The 15,775-nt window shown below is 59.4% G+C and carries 11 protein-coding genes; 6 read left to right on the top strand and 5 right to left on the bottom strand.

Annotation, left to right across the window (positions count from 1 at the left end):
• Positions 1-51: 51 nt before the first annotated feature.
• Complete coding sequence (gene metE, locus AB7M22_RS01940) at positions 52-2,364, bottom strand: 5-methyltetrahydropteroyltriglutamate--homocysteine S-methyltransferase (protein ID WP_454185061.1); 2,313 nt, start codon at positions 2,362-2,364, stop codon at positions 52-54.
• A gap of 120 nt (positions 2,365-2,484) precedes the next feature.
• Between metE and metR the strand changes: the two genes are divergently transcribed.
• The gene (metR, locus tag AB7M22_RS01935; RefSeq protein WP_007898547.1) at positions 2,485-3,402 is read left to right on the top strand and encodes a transcriptional regulator MetR; all 918 of its coding nucleotides are present in this window, start codon (positions 2,485-2,487) and stop codon (positions 3,400-3,402) included.
• 408 nt (positions 3,403-3,810) lie between these two features.
• On the opposite strand, the gene AB7M22_RS01930 is transcribed toward metR, so the two are convergent.
• The 4 genes from AB7M22_RS01930 to AB7M22_RS01915 form a co-directional block, all read right to left on the bottom strand.
• Entirely contained in the window at positions 3,811-4,326 is a 516-nt protein-coding gene (locus AB7M22_RS01930; RefSeq protein WP_454185060.1) for an N-acetyltransferase family protein, read from the bottom strand.
• A 2-nt stretch (positions 4,327-4,328) separates the two neighbouring features.
• On the bottom strand, positions 4,329-4,967 hold the full coding sequence (locus AB7M22_RS01925; protein WP_454185059.1) for a LysE family translocator: 639 nt from the start codon (positions 4,965-4,967) through the stop codon (positions 4,329-4,331).
• Positions 4,968-4,990: 23 nt separating this feature from the next.
• On the bottom strand, positions 4,991-5,425 hold the full coding sequence (locus AB7M22_RS01920) for an NUDIX hydrolase (protein WP_454185058.1): 435 nt from the start codon (positions 5,423-5,425) through the stop codon (positions 4,991-4,993).
• 208 nt (positions 5,426-5,633) lie between these two features.
• Entirely contained in the window at positions 5,634-6,992 is a 1,359-nt protein-coding gene (locus AB7M22_RS01915) for an HD domain-containing phosphohydrolase (protein WP_454185057.1), read from the bottom strand.
• Between the two features lie 254 nt (positions 6,993-7,246).
• Between AB7M22_RS01915 and AB7M22_RS01910 the strand changes: the two genes are divergently transcribed.
• The 5 genes from AB7M22_RS01910 to AB7M22_RS01890 are packed head-to-tail and all read left to right on the top strand — an operon-like array spanning position 7,247 to position 15,633.
• Positions 7,247-9,553 carry an EAL domain-containing protein gene (locus AB7M22_RS01910; protein WP_454185056.1) on the top strand — a complete coding sequence of 769 codons (2,307 nt, stop codon included), beginning with the start codon at positions 7,247-7,249 and terminating at the stop codon, positions 9,551-9,553.
• Positions 9,550-11,421: a putative bifunctional diguanylate cyclase/phosphodiesterase gene (locus tag AB7M22_RS01905; RefSeq protein WP_454185055.1), complete on the top strand. Its 1,872-nt coding sequence runs from the start codon at positions 9,550-9,552 to the stop codon at positions 11,419-11,421. Before AB7M22_RS01910 ends, AB7M22_RS01905 begins: the two co-directional genes overlap by 4 nt.
• Before the next feature lie 44 nt (positions 11,422-11,465).
• Positions 11,466-12,425, top strand: a complete 960-nt coding sequence (locus AB7M22_RS01900; RefSeq protein ID WP_454185054.1) for a cytochrome-c peroxidase — start codon at positions 11,466-11,468, stop codon at positions 12,423-12,425.
• Complete coding sequence (locus tag AB7M22_RS01895; protein WP_454185053.1) at positions 12,422-14,233, top strand: DAHL domain-containing protein; 1,812 nt, start codon at positions 12,422-12,424, stop codon at positions 14,231-14,233. The genes AB7M22_RS01900 and AB7M22_RS01895 overlap by 4 nt, the downstream gene beginning before the upstream one ends.
• Positions 14,230-15,633: an ATP-binding protein gene (locus tag AB7M22_RS01890; protein WP_454185052.1), complete on the top strand. Its 1,404-nt coding sequence runs from the start codon at positions 14,230-14,232 to the stop codon at positions 15,631-15,633. The genes AB7M22_RS01895 and AB7M22_RS01890 overlap by 4 nt, the downstream gene beginning before the upstream one ends.
• Positions 15,634-15,775 lie beyond the last annotated feature (142 nt).

Raw genomic sequence — 15,775 nt, 5'->3', positions numbered from 1 at the left:
CGACAACGGAGCGCCCGAAGCGCTCCGTTGTCAGTCAATAACCGCTTGATGTCAGGCCAGTTGACTGCGCAGCAGACGTGCCGCCGCGACCATGTTCACCAACGCGGCTTCCGTTTCCGGCCAGGCCCGGGTCTTCAACCCGCAATCGGGATTGACCCACAGCCGCTCGGCCGGAATGCGCTTCACGGCTTTGCTCATCAACTTCACCATCTCGGCCGTGTCCGGCACCCGTGGCGAGTGGATGTCGTAGACGCCCGGGCCAATGTCGTTCGGGTAGTCGAACGCTTCGAAGGCTTCCAGCAACTCCATGTCCGAGCGCGAGGTTTCGATGGTGATCACGTCGGCGTCCATGGCGGCGATGGACTGGATCACGTCGTTGAATTCGCTGTAGCACATGTGGGTGTGGATCTGGGTTTCGTCGCGCACGCCCGATGCACTCAGGCGGAAGGCTTCCACCGCCCAGTCGAGGTATTCCTGCCATTGCGCCCGACGCAGTGGCAGCCCTTCACGGAACGCGGCTTCGTCGATCTGGACGATCTTGATGCCGGCGTTTTCCAGATCCACCACTTCATCGCGCAAGGCCAGGGCCAGTTGCTGCGCCTGAATTTTGCGCGAGACGTCTTCGCGTGGGAACGACCACATCAGCATGGTCACGGGACCGGTGAGCATGCCTTTCATGACCTTGTCGGTCAGGCTCTGGGCGTAGGTGATCCAGTCGACGGTCATCGGCTTCGGACGGCTCAGATCACCGTAAATAATCGCCGGTTTGACGCAGCGCGAACCGTAGCTCTGGACCCAGCCGAACCGGGTGAACAAGTAGCCGTCCAGTTGCTCGGCGAAGTACTCGACCATGTCGTTGCGCTCGGCTTCACCGTGCACCAGCACGTCCAGGCCCAGGCGTTCCTGGATTTGCACGGCGTGGCGGATTTCGCTGTGCATGGCGTCGGTGTAATCGTTGGCCGACAGCTTGCCTTGCTTGAAGGCCTGGCGCGCCAGACGGATCGATGCGGTCTGTGGGAACGAGCCGATGGTGGTGGTCGGGAACGTCGGCAGTTTCAGCCGTGCCTGTTGTTGTGCGATGCGTTTGGTAAACGGTGAGAGGCGTTGGCTGTCCGCTGCGCCGATGGCATTGATTCGGGCCTGAACATCCGCTTTGTGGATACGCGGAGACTGAACGCGACTGGCCGCAATGGCGCGGCTTTCGGCCAGGGCGGCTTGCACCTTCGGCGCTTGCGGGTCGTTGAGGGCATCACGCAGCACGGCGATTTCACCGCACTTCTGCACGGCAAACGCCAACCAGCTTTTCAGTTCCGGGTCGAGTTTGTCTTCACGGTCCAGGTCCACCGGGCTGTGCAACAGCGAGCAGGAACTGCTGACCCACAAGTTATCGCCAAAGCGTTCCTGGGCTGGCTGCAGTTGCGCCAGCACTTGCTCCAGTTCGCAGCGCCAGACGTTGCGACCGTTAACCAGACCCACCGAGAGAATTTTGTAAGTCGGCAGACGATCCAGCACTTGGCCAAGTTGCTCCGGCGCGCGCACCGCGTCGATGTGCAAGCCTTGCACTGGCAGACAGACAGCCAGGCCGAGGTTGTCTTCCAGACCACTGAAGTAAGTCGCTACGAGTTTTTTCAGCGGCGAGTATTGGAGGATGTGATAGGCGCGTTCGAAGGCGTTTTTCCAGGCCTGTGGCAGGTCGAGGGTCAGGATCGGTTCATCGATCTGCACCCACTCCACGCCTTGGGCTGCGAGGCGACCAAGAATTTCGCCGTAGATCGGCAGCAGGCGCTCCAGCAGGTCGAGCTTGTCGAAGTCATTGCCTTTGGCCTTGCCCAGCCACAGATAAGTCAACGGGCCGATGATCACCGGTTTGACGTTGTGGCCCAGGGCCTTGGCTTCGTCGACTTCGTCGAACAGCTGTTCCCAGCTCAGTTTGAACTGTTGATCAGCGGTGAATTCCGGGACCAGGTAATGGTAGTTAGTGTCGAACCATTTGGTCAGTTCCTGGGCGTATTGCGCCTGGGTATGCTCGCCACCGCAGCAGGCTGCGGTAGCGCCACGGGCCATGGCGAACAGGGTGTCGAGTGTCGGCAGGCCGCGGGAATCCTTGGCGCTGTCGAAACGTTCGGGGATGACGCCGAAGGTCAGCGAGTGAGTCAGTACCTGGTCGTACCAGGCGAAGTCGCCCACAGGTAGCAGGTCGATGCCAGCGTCTTTCTGCAATTGCCAGTGAGTGGCGCGCAATTGGCGGCCGACGCTTTTCAGCGCGTCCTGATCCAGATCGCCCTTCCAGTAGGCTTCAAGGGCTTTTTTCAATTCGCGGTCGGCGCCGATGCGCGGGAAACCAAGTGTGTGGGCCTTAGCCATGGTGAAATTTCTCTCTATAAAAGATGCTGTAAAACATGGTGCTATTGTCGACAGCTCACCCAACATGAGACAAACTCAACCTTTTCGTGTTGATCACAAGTTTTCCTCATGGAGCCCCCGGTGCTTGAAATCCGTCACCTGAAAACCCTGCACGCCCTGCGCGAAGCCGACAGCCTGGTGGATGCGGCCGACCGCCTGCACCTGACCCAGTCGGCGCTGTCCCACCAGTTCAAGGAGCTGGAAGAGCGCATGGGCATGCCGCTGTTCGTGCGCAAGACCAAACCGGTGCGCTTCACCAGTGCCGGCTTGCGCCTGCTGCAACTGGCCGACGCCACCCTGCCGTTGCTGCGCGGCGCCGAGCGTGACATTGCGCGATTGGCCGGTGGCACTGCGGGACGTTTGCACATGGCGATCGAGTGCCACAGTTGCTTTCAGTGGCTGATGCCGACCATCGACCAGTTCCGCGATGCCTGGCCGGAAGTCGAGCTGGACCTGGCCTCGGGGTTCTCCTTCGCCCCACTGCCGGCGCTGGCCCGAGGCGATCTGGACCTGGTGGTGACCTCCGACCCGCTGGAACTGGTCGGGATCACTTACGTGCCGTTGTTCACCTACGAAGCCATGCTTGCGGTGGCCAATCAGCACCGCCTGGCGAGCAAGCCGTACATCGTGCCCGAAGATTTGCTGACGGAAACCTTGATCACCTACCCGGTGGAGCGTGATCGGCTGGACATCTTCACCCGCTTCCTGGAGCCAGCCGACATCGAACCGGCCCAGGTACGCACCTCGGAACTGACGGTGATGATGATGCAACTGGTGGCCAGCGGTCGTGGCGTCTGCGGCATGCCTCATTGGGCGCTGCATGAATACAGTTCACGGGGCTATGTGAAGGCCAAGCGACTGGGCGAGAAAGGCTTGTTCGCGACGCTGTATGCCGGGATTCGCGCCGACATGCTGGATGCACCGTACATGCGCGATTTTTTGCTGACGGCCAAGGACACATCGTTTTCGACGCTGGATGGGGTTAGTGCAGTTCGCTGAAATCCTGTCGATTCTGATCAAAGTTGAAGGGTGATTGTTCAGGCTTCATCGCGGGCAAGCCCGCTCCCACAGATACCTGCTTTGATTAGATAACTTGTGAACGACATCGATTACTGTAGGAGCGAGGCTTGCCCGCGAAAGCGGTGTGTCAGCCGACATCAATGTTCGATTTGAAACCGTCTTCGCGGGCAAGCCTCGCTCCTACAAGGGATCGAGGTGGTTTCAGAGCTCACGGCACAGGCTTGTCGTCCCCGATGCTAGCGAAGAACCTGTGGCGAGGGGGCTTGCCCCCGTTCGGCTGCGCAGCAGTCGTAAAAACGGTGAATGCGCAGTGTCTGAACACATGCGATTGCAGGTTGGGGTCGCTTCGCAACCCAACGGGAGCAAGCTCCCTCGCCACAACAGCCCTTATGCCAAAGGCTCAGAGATGATCTCTCGCCACATATGGATTTTGTCAAAGTAGTCCTCGCCCACCCGCACTGCCAGCGGCTCAAGGCCGAACGGCACGAAGCCGCAACGCTGATACAGCCTGAATGCCGATTCATTGCCGGCGGTGACGGTCAACTGGATCAGCCTCAGGCCCTGATGGGTCTGTGCTTCAGCCAACGCAGCCTGAACCAGTTGATAGCCGAGCCCGCGCTGCCGCACCTCACCCGAAACGTACATGCCGAACAGCGTCGCCTTGTGCCGGGCCTTTTCCCGAGACTCGAAGGCCAGGCCGACGATGCCCGCCAGCTCACCCTTCTCGAACGCCCCGAACACTACGTCCAGCTTGCTGGTCAGGCGCGATTCCCACCAACTCAGCGGCATCACGGCGCGCTCGCGCACGCTGGACGTGAACGCCTGGGGATGCGAGTCATAGGCTTCAAGCATCAATGCCCGATAATCCAGGGCATGGCTGGCATCAAGCCGTTGAATCCACATCTTCAGGCCACTCGCCGCTGCTCAAGCATCAAGCGCACTGCCAACCCGGACAGCACGAAGCCCATGAAGTAACGTTGCATCGCCAGCCAGTTCGGGTTGTTGACGAACCAGGAAGCGATGCCCGCGGCAAACAGCGCAATCAGCAAGTTGACGCTGAAGCTCACGCTGATCTGGGTCAGGCCGAGGATGATGCTCTGGGTGAACACCGAACCGTGCTCAGGGGTAATGAACTGCGGAAACACCGACAGGTAAAACACCGCGATCTTCGGGTTGAGAGCGCTGGTGAGAAAGCCCATGGTAATCAACTTGCGCGACGAGTCCGCCGGCAACTGCTGCGCCTCGAACGGCGAACGCGCTCCGGGCTTGACCGCCTGCCACGCCAGCCACAGCAAGTACAGCGCGCCGGCCCATTTCAATACTTCGTAGGCCATCGGCACTGCCACGAACACCGCGGTCAAACCTGCGGCGGCCGCGAACAGGTGCACTAAGAATCCCGCGACCACGCCGAGCAGCGAAGTCACTCCGGCCTTGCGCCCCTGGCAGATTGAACGAGAGATCAGGTAGATCATGTTGGGCCCGGGCGTGAGCACCATCAGAAACGCCGCGGCGGCGAAAATCAACAAATCTTGAAGCGGGATCATGGGCATCCTCCGTCCTTGGACGATCAGGCAGTTTCGATCAGTGAGGCTCGATAAAACGGCAAGATCAGGTCCCGTGTCAATGGCGCCAGCGTGACATCGCCGTCGGTGGCCGGATCGATCCAGCGTACCTCTTCGATCTCCGCCGCCGGGGAAACGCACGAATCGATGGTCAGCTGAAAGAGTTCGGCCTGTACGACATAACCCGGCTCATTGGCGGCCGGTGCCGAGAATTGCCCCAGGTAGGCGGCATGCGCCGGATCGATAACCAGCCCCAGTTCCTCTTCCAGCTCACGAGCGAGGGCATGGACCGGCTTTTCATGGGCCTCGATCTTGCCCCCTGGCTGCATGAACGCCTGGGTACCGCGCTTGCGAACCAGCAGTGTGCGACCGTCAGGGCCGATCAGCAGGGCAGCGGCAATGCGGATGAGGCGAGATGAAGCGGCAGATGGAAGTGTCATGGATCAGGATTGGCCTTGGGTAAAAGACGCAAGGATCACATGCGTGCTGGTTCTTCGTCACGCCGAAAAAATCTCCGCGGCCTTCCCTGTAGGAGCGAGGCTTGCCCGCGAAGAACGATGACGCGTAATACCTGAAAAACCGCGCTGCATTCTTCGCGGGCAAGCCTCGCTCCTACAGGTTATGCGTCTTTACTTACGGTCTGAAGGCTCAGCTCGTCTCGAGAAGCGCGCCCCCCACTTCCTCCGGCACTTTCACGAAAATGCTGTACTTGGCACCTTCCATCGCCTCGAAAGCGATCAACTTCTCCACCAGCGGCCCATTCAGCACCTTGCCGGCATTGAGCAGCAGCATGCCATTGTCGGCATTGAGATTGCGCGCCAGGATCATGCCCGCCACCAGATCCCGGGTGCTCAGCACCTTGACCGTTGGATCGGCCAGCGTCACGTCGCTCAGATAAGCCGCGCAGACCTGAATGAAATCCTCCACCAGTTCCGGGTCGTAGAGGCGACCGGCGTATTGGCGGATATACACCAGGGCTTCATCGCTGTTCATCTGCCGTTCGAGGATCAGCCCGCGCTGCAACTCGATGAAATCCACCGCCAGTTTCAGCAACCGCGAACCGAACGGAATCGCTTCGCCCTTGAGCCGATCAGGAAAACCGCTGCCGTCCCAACGCTCCTGGTGATGCAGGATCAGCCGGGCGGCGTCCTTCATCGGATCGAGCGTCATCAGCAGCGACTCACTCTGCTTCGGATAACCCCGATAGCGCTCGCGGTCATTGTGATGCAGCAGGTCCGAGGGCGTGCTCATCATGCTGTCGGTCCAGCTCAACTTACCGATGTTGTAGAGCGCCGCTGCCATGGTCAGGTCACGACTGCTGCCTTCGTCCAGGCCATGGAGTTTGCAGTACACCCGCACCAGTTCGATGATCTGCCGGTTGGTCTGTTTGGCGGGCGGCAGGCGCAGGTTGGCCAGCAACGAAAACACTTCGGTGCCGGTGACATAGCTGTGTTTGAGCTCTTCGTAGGCCAGATCCAGCATATCGGCGGTCTGTTGCAGCTCGCTGGTGCGGGCCGCGACGTGTTTTTCCAGGGTGGCGTTGAGCTGCTTCAGTTTCTCGTTCTGATCCCACGTCTCCTGCACCAGACGCAAGCGCTCGCGTTCGGAATGCTGATAGGCGAGTGATTGTCGCAAGGTCAGCAGCATTTCCTCATCGTGCCAGGGTTTGCTGATGTAACGATGAATCTGCCCTTCATTGATGGCTTTGATAATGACCGACGGATCGGCATAACCGGTCAGCATGATCCGGAGGGTGTCGGGGTGACGTTGATGGATGTGGGCCAGCAGCGTCGAGCCATCCATATTGGGCATGCGCGCGTCACTCATCACCAGGTCGATCGGCTGCCGCGCCATGATCTCCAGCGCCTGGGCACCGCTGGTGGCCAGCAGCACCTCGTAGGGTTGGCCGCGCAGCAGGCGGCGCAGGCTGTTGAGAATCGACTCCTCATCGTCGACCAGCAGTAACTTGGGTTTATAGGTCTCAGTCGTGGGGAGTTGCTCTTCCATGGCATTACCTCAAGAAAACGTGTGTCTTTATGTCGCGCGCGGGGCAAACGTCCTGGCGCCCCGAGCCTGACTTACAGGCTAGATGATTTTCAGCCCGCCCCCGGAAATGATTCGTTTCAGTCAACCGGGCGAATTTCTGGCCGGGCGACTATGCTCAGATCACTCGGATCCAAACGATATCCGCTTCATCCAGCGATCAGGGAAGGGATACCCTCTATGAACTCATTGCACCAACCTGCAGTCGGTACGGGCGCATGTCAGTGAATACGCTGCTTGCGCGTATTAATCGTCGGATTCTCATCGTCGATGACACGGCGTCGATCCATGAGGATTTTGCCAAGATTCTCAGCCCGCCATCGATCGAAGACGACAGCCTGATCAGCGCCGAAAACGCCTTGTTCGGTACCCCGGCGTCGGTATCGTTGCAAAGTTTCGTCATCGATTCCGCGTTTCAGGGCCGCGAAGCGCTGGACAAGGTCGAGACCGCGCTGGCGAATGACTCGCCCTACGCGATGGCCTTCATCGACATGCGCATGCCGCCGGGCTGGGACGGCCTGGAAACCATCGAACGCCTGTGGCAGGTCGATCCCAAGTTGCAGGTGGCGCTCTGCACCGCGTATTCCGACTATTCCTGGGAAGACATCGCCGAGCGCCTGGAACTGGGCGATCGCCTGCTTATCCTGAAAAAGCCCTTCGATGCCATCGAAATTCGCCAGATGGCCAGCGCATTGACCGCCAAGTGGCAAATGACCGAAGACGCGGCGCTGAAGATGTCGCTGCTGGAGCATGCGGTCGAAGAACGCACCCGGGAGCTGTCCGACGCCAACATCATCGTGCAGAACAGCCCGACCATTCTGTATCGGCTGCGGGGCGAACCGTCGTTTCCTTTGATGTACATCTCCCACAACATCACCAAATACGGCCACATCGCGGCGGCCCTGGTGGCGTCGTCCAACTGGGCGCAGGAGCTGATCCATCCCGACGATCAATCGAAAGTCGACACCGCCATGGCCCGGGTGCTGGACCGCCATGCGGCCGGTGCTTCCATCGAATTCCGGATGCGCACCGGCGACGGTGACTGGCGCTGGGTCGAAAACCGCTATATCCCGGTGCGCGACGATGAGGGCCGCTTGCTGGAAGTCGAAGGCATCATCATCGACGTCACCGAACGCAAACTGGCCGAGGAAAAAATCGCCCTGTTGGCCCGCACCGACGGGCTGACCGGGCTGGCCAACCGCGCGACGCTGATCGAGCGGCTGCACCAGGCGTTCGCCGCCGCCCGGCGCGGGGCCACTCCATTCGCCATGTTCTATCTGGATCTGGATCACTTCAAACGCATCAACGACACCCTGGGCCACCCGGTGGGCGACCTGTTGCTGCAAGAGGTTGCCAGGCGCATCAAAAATTGCGTGCGCGAAAACGACGTGGTCGCCCGCCTGGGTGGCGACGAGTTCGCGATCCTGCAACTGGACGTCGGCGACCCGACCCAATCAGCAGCCCTGGCCGCCAAGGTCCGCGATGCACTGGTGCTGCCCTATTCCCTGGCCGGCAATGATGTGCGGGTCTCGGTCAGCATCGGCATCAGCAGCTATGCCCCGGTCAGCCTCAGCGCCGACAGCCTGTTGACCCAGGCCGACATGGCGCTGTATCGCTCCAAGGAAAAGGGCCGCAACCAGTACCACTTCCACTCCGAGGAGATCAATCAGGAAGTGGTCGAGCGCATGACCATCGCCAACGACCTGAAAAAGGCCATCGAACACGACGAGCTCGAACTGCGTTACTGGCCGGAAGTAGACCTGAGCAGTGGCAAGATCCTCGGCATGGAAGCGCAGGTCAGCTGGAACCACCCCATACGCGGTTTACTGGAAGCCTCTGCGTTTCTGCCCGCGGCGGAAAAGACCGGCATCATCATCGCCCTCGGTCACTGGGTGCTGGAGCGCGCCTGTCGGCAAATGCGCCAGTGGCGAGACGAAGGCATGGCGCCACCGGTGGTGGCGATAAAACTGTCCCTGGCCCAGCTCAAGAGTGGTCCCGAGCTGATCTATGACGTGCTGCGCACCACCGCGCGCTGGGAACTGTGCCCGTGGGACCTGCGTTTCGACGTCACCGAAGCGACCCTGGCCCAGACCAAGTGGACGCACAACGATATCCTGCCGCGCCTGCATGAACTGGGGGTGAAGATCGCCATCGATGACTTCGGCACCGAATACTCTTCGTTCGACTACCTCAAGACTTACCAGGTCAATCACCTGAAACTCGCTCAGGCGTTCATCGACACCGCCGCCCACGACGCGGCCAGTGCCACCACCCTGCGGGCAATCATCAATTTCGCCCGCGACGTCGGGATCGGCATCATCGCCGAAGGCGTCGAAACCCAGGAGCAACGCCGTTCGCTGATAGCCACCGGCTCACCGATGAACGCCCAGGGGCACTACTTCAGCCAAGCGGTCAGCAGCCAGCAGGCCGCCGAGCTGCTGAAGGCCGGGAGCATCGTGCACACCAACCCCGAAGCTGGAGCGGTACCGGGCGCTCCATGGCGCACCACGGAGGGCAAGAAATGAAGACTCCGTTCGTGCAGGCCAACCGGCGCATTCTGATCATCGACGACACGCCCTCGATCCATCAGGACTTTCGCAAGATTCTCGGTGCCGATACCAACGATGAACAAACCCTCGCCGGCACTGAAGCAGCGCTGTTCGGCAGCCAGCAGTCGGCACGGCTGATATTCCAGCTCGACTCCGCCTACCAGGGCCAGGAAGCGCTCGAACTGGTCAAGCGTGCCCAGGCACAAGGTCGCCCTTACGCCATGGCGTTCACCGACATGCGCATGCCCCCGGGCTGGGACGGACTGGAAACCATCGAACAGCTCTGGAAGGCTGATCCTCACCTGCAAATCGCGCTGTGCACGGCCTTCTCCGATTACACCTGGGAAGCCATGGCCGAACGACTGGAGTTCGGTGATCAGTTGCTGGTGCTGAAAAAACCTTTCGACAGCCTGGAAATCCGCCAGATGGCCAGCGCCCTGACCTGGAAGTGGCAGATGGCGCAGGACGCGGCCATGAAAGTGCTGACCCTGGAGCAAACCATCGAGGCCCGGGTCCACGAACTGCTCAAGGTATCGCACCTGTTGCAGTACGACGTATTGACCGAATTGCCCAACAGCACCTTGCTGGGCGACCGGCTGAACCAGTCACTGGCCCTGTCACGACGCCACGACAAACAACTGGCCGTGATGTTTCTGGGGCTCGATCGTTTCAAGCGTATCAACAATGCCTTGGGTCACCCGACCGGTGACGAGATGCTCAAGCGTGTCGGGCAAAACCTGGTGGCCTGTGTACGCGCGTCCGATTCGGTGTTTCGCTACGGCTCCGATGAATTTGTGGTGATCCTGGCTGACATCCACCACCCTCAACAGACCAAGGGCATCGCCGAAAAGCTCTTGAACGCCATACGCGCGCCCCAACACATCGCCGGCCACGACCTGAGCGTGACGGCCAGCCTGGGCATCAGCATCTACCCCGAGGACGGTTTCGATGCCATTGCACTGATCAAAAAAGCCGAAACCGCCATGCGCAACGTCAAGGAAAGCGGCCCGAACGATTTCAGTTTTTTCATCGATGAGATGAACCAGCGCGCCCGGGAACAGCAGAGTATCGAGTCGGGTATTCGCCTGGCGCTGGAACGCAACGAATTTGTCCTGCACTACCAGCCCAAACTCGACCTGGGCAGCGGCAAGGTGGTCGGCGCCGAGGCATTGATCCGCTGGCAAAAGCCGGGGCAAGGCTGGGTTTACCCGACAGATTTCATCGGTGTAGCCGAGGACAGCGGCTTGATCGTACCGTTGAGCAAATGGGTGCTGGCCCAGGCCTGCCAACAAGCCCGTGCCTGGCAGGCGAAAGGCCTGCCGAAGCTCTACATGTCGGTGAACGTGTCGGCCATTGATTTCCGCCAGCGGGATTTTGTCGAGGGTATTGAACAGATACTCAAGCAAACCGGCATGGATCCCACCTTGCTGGAACTGGAAATCACCGAAGGCGTATTGATGCAGAACGTCGATGCCACGATGGTCGCGCTGAATCGGCTCAAGGCATTGGGCGTACGGCTGGCTATCGATGACTTTGGCACCGGCTATTCCAGCCTGAGTTACCTGCAACGGTTTCCCATCGATGTGCTGAAAATCGACCAGTCATTCATTCGCGGCCTGAGCCGTGACAGCAATGACGCGGCCCTGGTCAGCGCCATTATCAGCCTGGGCAAGAGCCTCAAACTGACCGTCATTGCCGAAGGGGTGGAAACCCTCGAACAATTGAATTTTCTCAGGGCCCTCCAGTGCGAGGAAGGCCAGGGTTACTACTTCAGCAAAGCCGTGGAGCCGGACGCCTTCGTGAAATACCTGACGTCCGTGCATCCGCCATCCGCCGCCACATGAATGATGTGTAACGACACCCAAGGCCCTGCGCCAAGGAATCAAAGATGTCGAGCCCCTTCTACTACCTGCTTCTTGCGCCTCTACTCGGATGTTGTCTGATAGCCAACGGCGCGCCGCTGGACGAACCGCTCAAGCCCTTGCCCGCAGTGCCCCAGCAGAACCCCTTGCAAGTCGAACTCGGTCGCCGGTTGTTCAACGAGCCACGTCTGTCGGTCAACAACAGCCTGTCCTGCGCCAGTTGCCATCGTCTGGAAATCGGAGGCGCAGACGACAAAGCATTGTCTCTCGGCTTCAAAGGCGATCCCCTGACGATCAACACCCCCAGCGTCTTCAACTCAAGCCTGAATTTCCGGCAATTCTGGAACGGCCGCGCCGACACCCTGGAAACACAGGCCCACGAAGTGGTGCAGAGCCCCAGCGAAATGGGCAGTCATTGGGAGCATGTCGTTCAGACACTGACCGCCGACCCGGCTTACAAAAGCGCTTTCGCCAAGGCCTACCCGGACGGCGTGACCATGAACAATGTGCAAAATGCCTTGGCCACCTATGAGCGCACGCTGATCAGCGCCAACTCGCGTTTCGACCAATACCTGCTGGGCAATACCGAGATTCTGACGATCGAGGAGAAGTACGGTTACCAACGCTTCAAGGACTACGGCTGCATCGCCTGCCATCAGGGGGTCAATATCGGCGGCAACATGTTCCAGAAATTCGGGGTCATGGGTGATTACTTCCAGGTTCGAGGCAACCCCACCGAAGCCGATCTGGGCCGCTATCTGGTCACCAAGGATGAAGAAGACCGCAACGTGTTCAAGGTTCCGAGCCTGCGCAACGTCGCCGTGACCGCGCCGTACTTTCACGACGGCTCGGCCAAGACCCTCGAAGAGGCGGTAGACGTGATGTTCAAGTTCCAGCTCGGTCGCGTGCCCTCTGACGAAGACAAGACCTTGATCATCAAATTCCTCAAGACCCTGACCGGTGAGTGGGGAGACAAACCTTTATGAACATGTACCACCGTCGCAATCTGGTATTGCTCAGTGGCGTGGCCTTGTTGCTGGCCTCGACACTGCTGTTTCTGTACCTCAAATCAAGCTCCGACCAGACCTCGACTTACGCCGAGTCCCGGGACCTGATCGGCCGAATCAAACAGTTCAACGCGCAGTGGGAAACCGAGATTCTCAAGTCCCGAATTGCCATCAGCCACAATTACGATCCGCTGGTGGCACCGCTGACCGAGATAACGCACCTGTGGGAGCGGTTCGAGACCATGGAGTCCAATCATGGCCGCAATGACTCGCCGACCTGGCGTGCCAGCCATGAGGCTTACCACGCCGCCATTCAGGAAAAAACCCGGCTGGTGGAACAGTTCAAATCCCACAACGCGGTGCTGCGCAACTCACTGGCGTTTTTGCCCACCGCCGAAGACGACATCCAGGAACCGCTTACCCGACTGCTCGACGAAGACAAACTACAACTACAAAACATTGCCACCGACACCTACGACTTGCTGCTCAGCAGCCTGGAGTTCGCCCAGGTCACCTCCGACGACAAAGCGGCCGACATCCTGGTCGGGCTGAACAAACTGGGGGTGAACAAGGAGCGATTACCGGAGCAGTTTCATAGCCCGATCGATGTGTTGAGCAATCACATCGCGCTGATCCTGCGCGAACAACCCGTGGTCAATCGGCTGCTGGAAAACATCGAAGCCGTTCCTGTGGCCGAACGGCTGGACGACATCACCAGCCTGCTGAACCAGGATCAGCAGCAAACCGATGCAGCCAACCGGCGCTACCACCTCTATATGTTGGTGTTTTCGACGCTGCTGGTAATGGTGCTGGTGTACTTGGCAATCCGCTTGATGCGCAGCTTCGGGGAGACCAACCGGGTCAACAAGGAACTGCAAACCGCCAATGACGTCCTCGAACAACGGGTCGAGGAGCGCACCCGCGAACTCAAGGATACCCAAAGCGAACTGCTCGACACCGCGCGCCAGGCCGGCATGGCTGAAATCGCCACCAACGTGCTGCACAACGTCGGCAACGTGCTCAACAGCGTGAACATCTCGGCCGACCTGGTCACCCGCAAGCTGCGTAACAGCAAGGCCCAGGGACTGGGCAAGGCGATGCAGCTGATCAACGTGCATCAAGACGACCTGGGCGCCTTCCTGACTCAGGACGAGAAAGGAAAACTGCTACCCGGTTATCTGAACCAACTGGTGGATGCCATTGCCCTTGAACAACAAGGCATGACCGACGAACTCGCGCAACTGAGCAAAAGCGTCGACCACATCAAGGACATCGTCGCCACCCAACAGTCCTACGCGGGTGCCAACAGCCTGATGGAACCGTTGCACGTCAGCGAACTGCTGGAGGACGCCCTGCGGATGAACGCCGGCGCCCTGACCCGGCATCACGTCACGGTGGTCAAGGAGTACGGCGAGGTACCGCAAATCATGGGCGACAAACACCGATTGTTGCTGATCCTGATCAACCTGATCAGCAACGCCAAATACGCCATGACTGACCTCAGCAACCGCCCGCGGCAAATGACCCTTGGGGTGAAAGTCGTCGAAGACACGATTCTGCAAATCAGCGTCAAGGATGACGGCGAAGGCATCGAGCCGGAGAACATGACACGGATCTTTGCCCACGGTTTTACCACCCGCAAGGAAGGTCACGGCTTCGGCCTGCATAGTTGTGCCCTGGCCGCGATCGAGATGAACGGCCATCTCACCGCCCACAGCGACGGGCCGGGCAAAGGCGCACTGTTCACTTTGCAGATCCCGTTGAAAACCGTCATGGAGGAAGCATGAGCGACCTTTCGAACCGACGCATTCTGTTGATTGACGACACGCCGTCCATCCATGAAGACTTTCGCAAGATCCTCACCCCAACGTCGGCACTGCATGTAGAACTGGACGAAATGGAGGCCGCGCTGTTCGGCAGCGAAGTGAAATCCACCAACCCGCTGTTCGAGCTGGACTCGGCCTATGGCGGTCAGGAGGGGCTGGGCAAACTCATTCAGGCCTTACAGGAAAACCGCCCCTACGCCCTGGCCTTCGTCGACATGCGCATGCCTGAAGGTTGGGACGGTGCGCAGACCATCGAACACCTGTGGCAGGAAGACCCGCTGCTGCAAGTTGTAGTGTGTACCGCCTATTCCGACTATTCCTGGGATGAACTGCTGGAACGCTTGCACGCTCACGACCGCCTGCTGATTCTGAAAAAGCCGTTCGATAACATTGAAGTCCAGCAGATGGCCAACACCCTGCTCACCAAATGGGAAATGACCGAACGGGCGTCTATTCAGATGAGCCATCTGGAGCATCTGGTGGATCAGCGCACGGACCAGTTCAAGCAGGCCCGCGAGGCGTTGCAGCGGGAAATCGACGAACGTAAACAGCTTGAATCCCAATTGGTGCAGTCGGAAAAACTCGCCTCGCTGGGGCAACTGGCGGCGGGCGTCGCCCATGAAATCAATAACCCCATCGGCTTCATTTCCTCCAACCTCGGCACCCTCGATGGCTACTTCAAGCAACTGCAGGAAATGCTTGATGCCTATCGGGAGGCGGAAAACGCCATTGGCTCAAGCGAGGTCATCGACCGTCTCGGTCAATTACGTGAACGGGTGGAACTGGACTTTCTGCGTGAAGACATTCCGCTGTTGATCAAGGAATCCAAGGATGGCATCGGCCGGGTCGGGCGAATCGTCAAAGACCTGAAGGACTTCTCCCGCGTGGACTCCAATCAGGAATGGCAGTGGGCCAATCTGCAACAGGGCATCGAGTCGACCTTGAACATCGTCGCCAATGAACTCAAGTACAAGGCCGATGTGGTGAAGGAGTTTCAAAAGCTGCCCGACATTGAATGCCTGCCGTCGCAAATCAATCAGGTGATCATGAACCTGATCGTCAACGCGTCGCAGGCGATGGGGCCGGAACGGGGCACCATTACGCTACGCACCGGGCTTGAAGGTGAAACGGTGTCGATCGAGGTCGCGGACACGGGAATAGGTATCGAGCCGGACAACCTGCAGAAAATATTCGACCCGTTCTACACCACCAAACCGGTGGGCCAGGGGACAGGGCTCGGGTTGTCTCTGTCCTATGGCATTGTGAAAAAACATCAGGGCGATATCTCGGTACGCAGCGAAGTCGGGGTGGGCAGCACGTTCCGGGTCGAGTTGCCGGTGCGCCAATCCTGGCCAGCATAAGCACGCTCCTACCCGGTTGCTCCAATATAGCCATCGCCCGTAAGCTGGAAATCTCCGTCGTTTTCTGTAGGAGCGAAGCTTGCTCGCGAAGGGGCCATCAATTTCAACATTGATGTTGGCTGACACGCCGCTTTCGCGAGCA

The sequence above is a fragment of the Pseudomonas sp. ADAK2 TE3594 genome (assembly GCF_053628675.1).
Note: the sequence above shows the minus strand (reverse complement) of the source record. Positions and strands in the feature narration are given on the sequence as shown.

Bases quoted from the DNA above. Each gene is read 5' to 3' on its own strand.
- AB7M22_RS01900 (WP_454185054.1), top strand. From the start codon at position 11,466: ATGTCGAGCCCCTTCTACTACCTGCTTCTTGCGCCTCTACTCGGATGT.
- AB7M22_RS01920 (WP_454185058.1), bottom strand. From the start codon at position 5,425: ATGACACTTCCATCTGCCGCTTCATCTCGCCTCATCCGCATTGCCGCT.
- AB7M22_RS01905 (WP_454185055.1), top strand. From the start codon at position 9,550: ATGAAGACTCCGTTCGTGCAGGCCAACCGGCGCATTCTGATCATCGAC.
- metE (WP_454185061.1), bottom strand. From the start codon at position 2,364: ATGGCTAAGGCCCACACACTTGGTTTCCCGCGCATCGGCGCCGACCGC.
- AB7M22_RS01930 (WP_454185060.1), bottom strand. From the start codon at position 4,326: ATGTGGATTCAACGGCTTGATGCCAGCCATGCCCTGGATTATCGGGCA.
- AB7M22_RS01925 (WP_454185059.1), bottom strand. From the start codon at position 4,967: ATGATCCCGCTTCAAGATTTGTTGATTTTCGCCGCCGCGGCGTTTCTG.
- AB7M22_RS01895 (WP_454185053.1), top strand. From the start codon at position 12,422: ATGAACATGTACCACCGTCGCAATCTGGTATTGCTCAGTGGCGTGGCC.
- AB7M22_RS01910 (WP_454185056.1), top strand. From the start codon at position 7,247: ATGTCAGTGAATACGCTGCTTGCGCGTATTAATCGTCGGATTCTCATC.
- AB7M22_RS01890 (WP_454185052.1), top strand. From the start codon at position 14,230: ATGAGCGACCTTTCGAACCGACGCATTCTGTTGATTGACGACACGCCG.
- AB7M22_RS01915 (WP_454185057.1), bottom strand. From the start codon at position 6,992: ATGGAAGAGCAACTCCCCACGACTGAGACCTATAAACCCAAGTTACTG.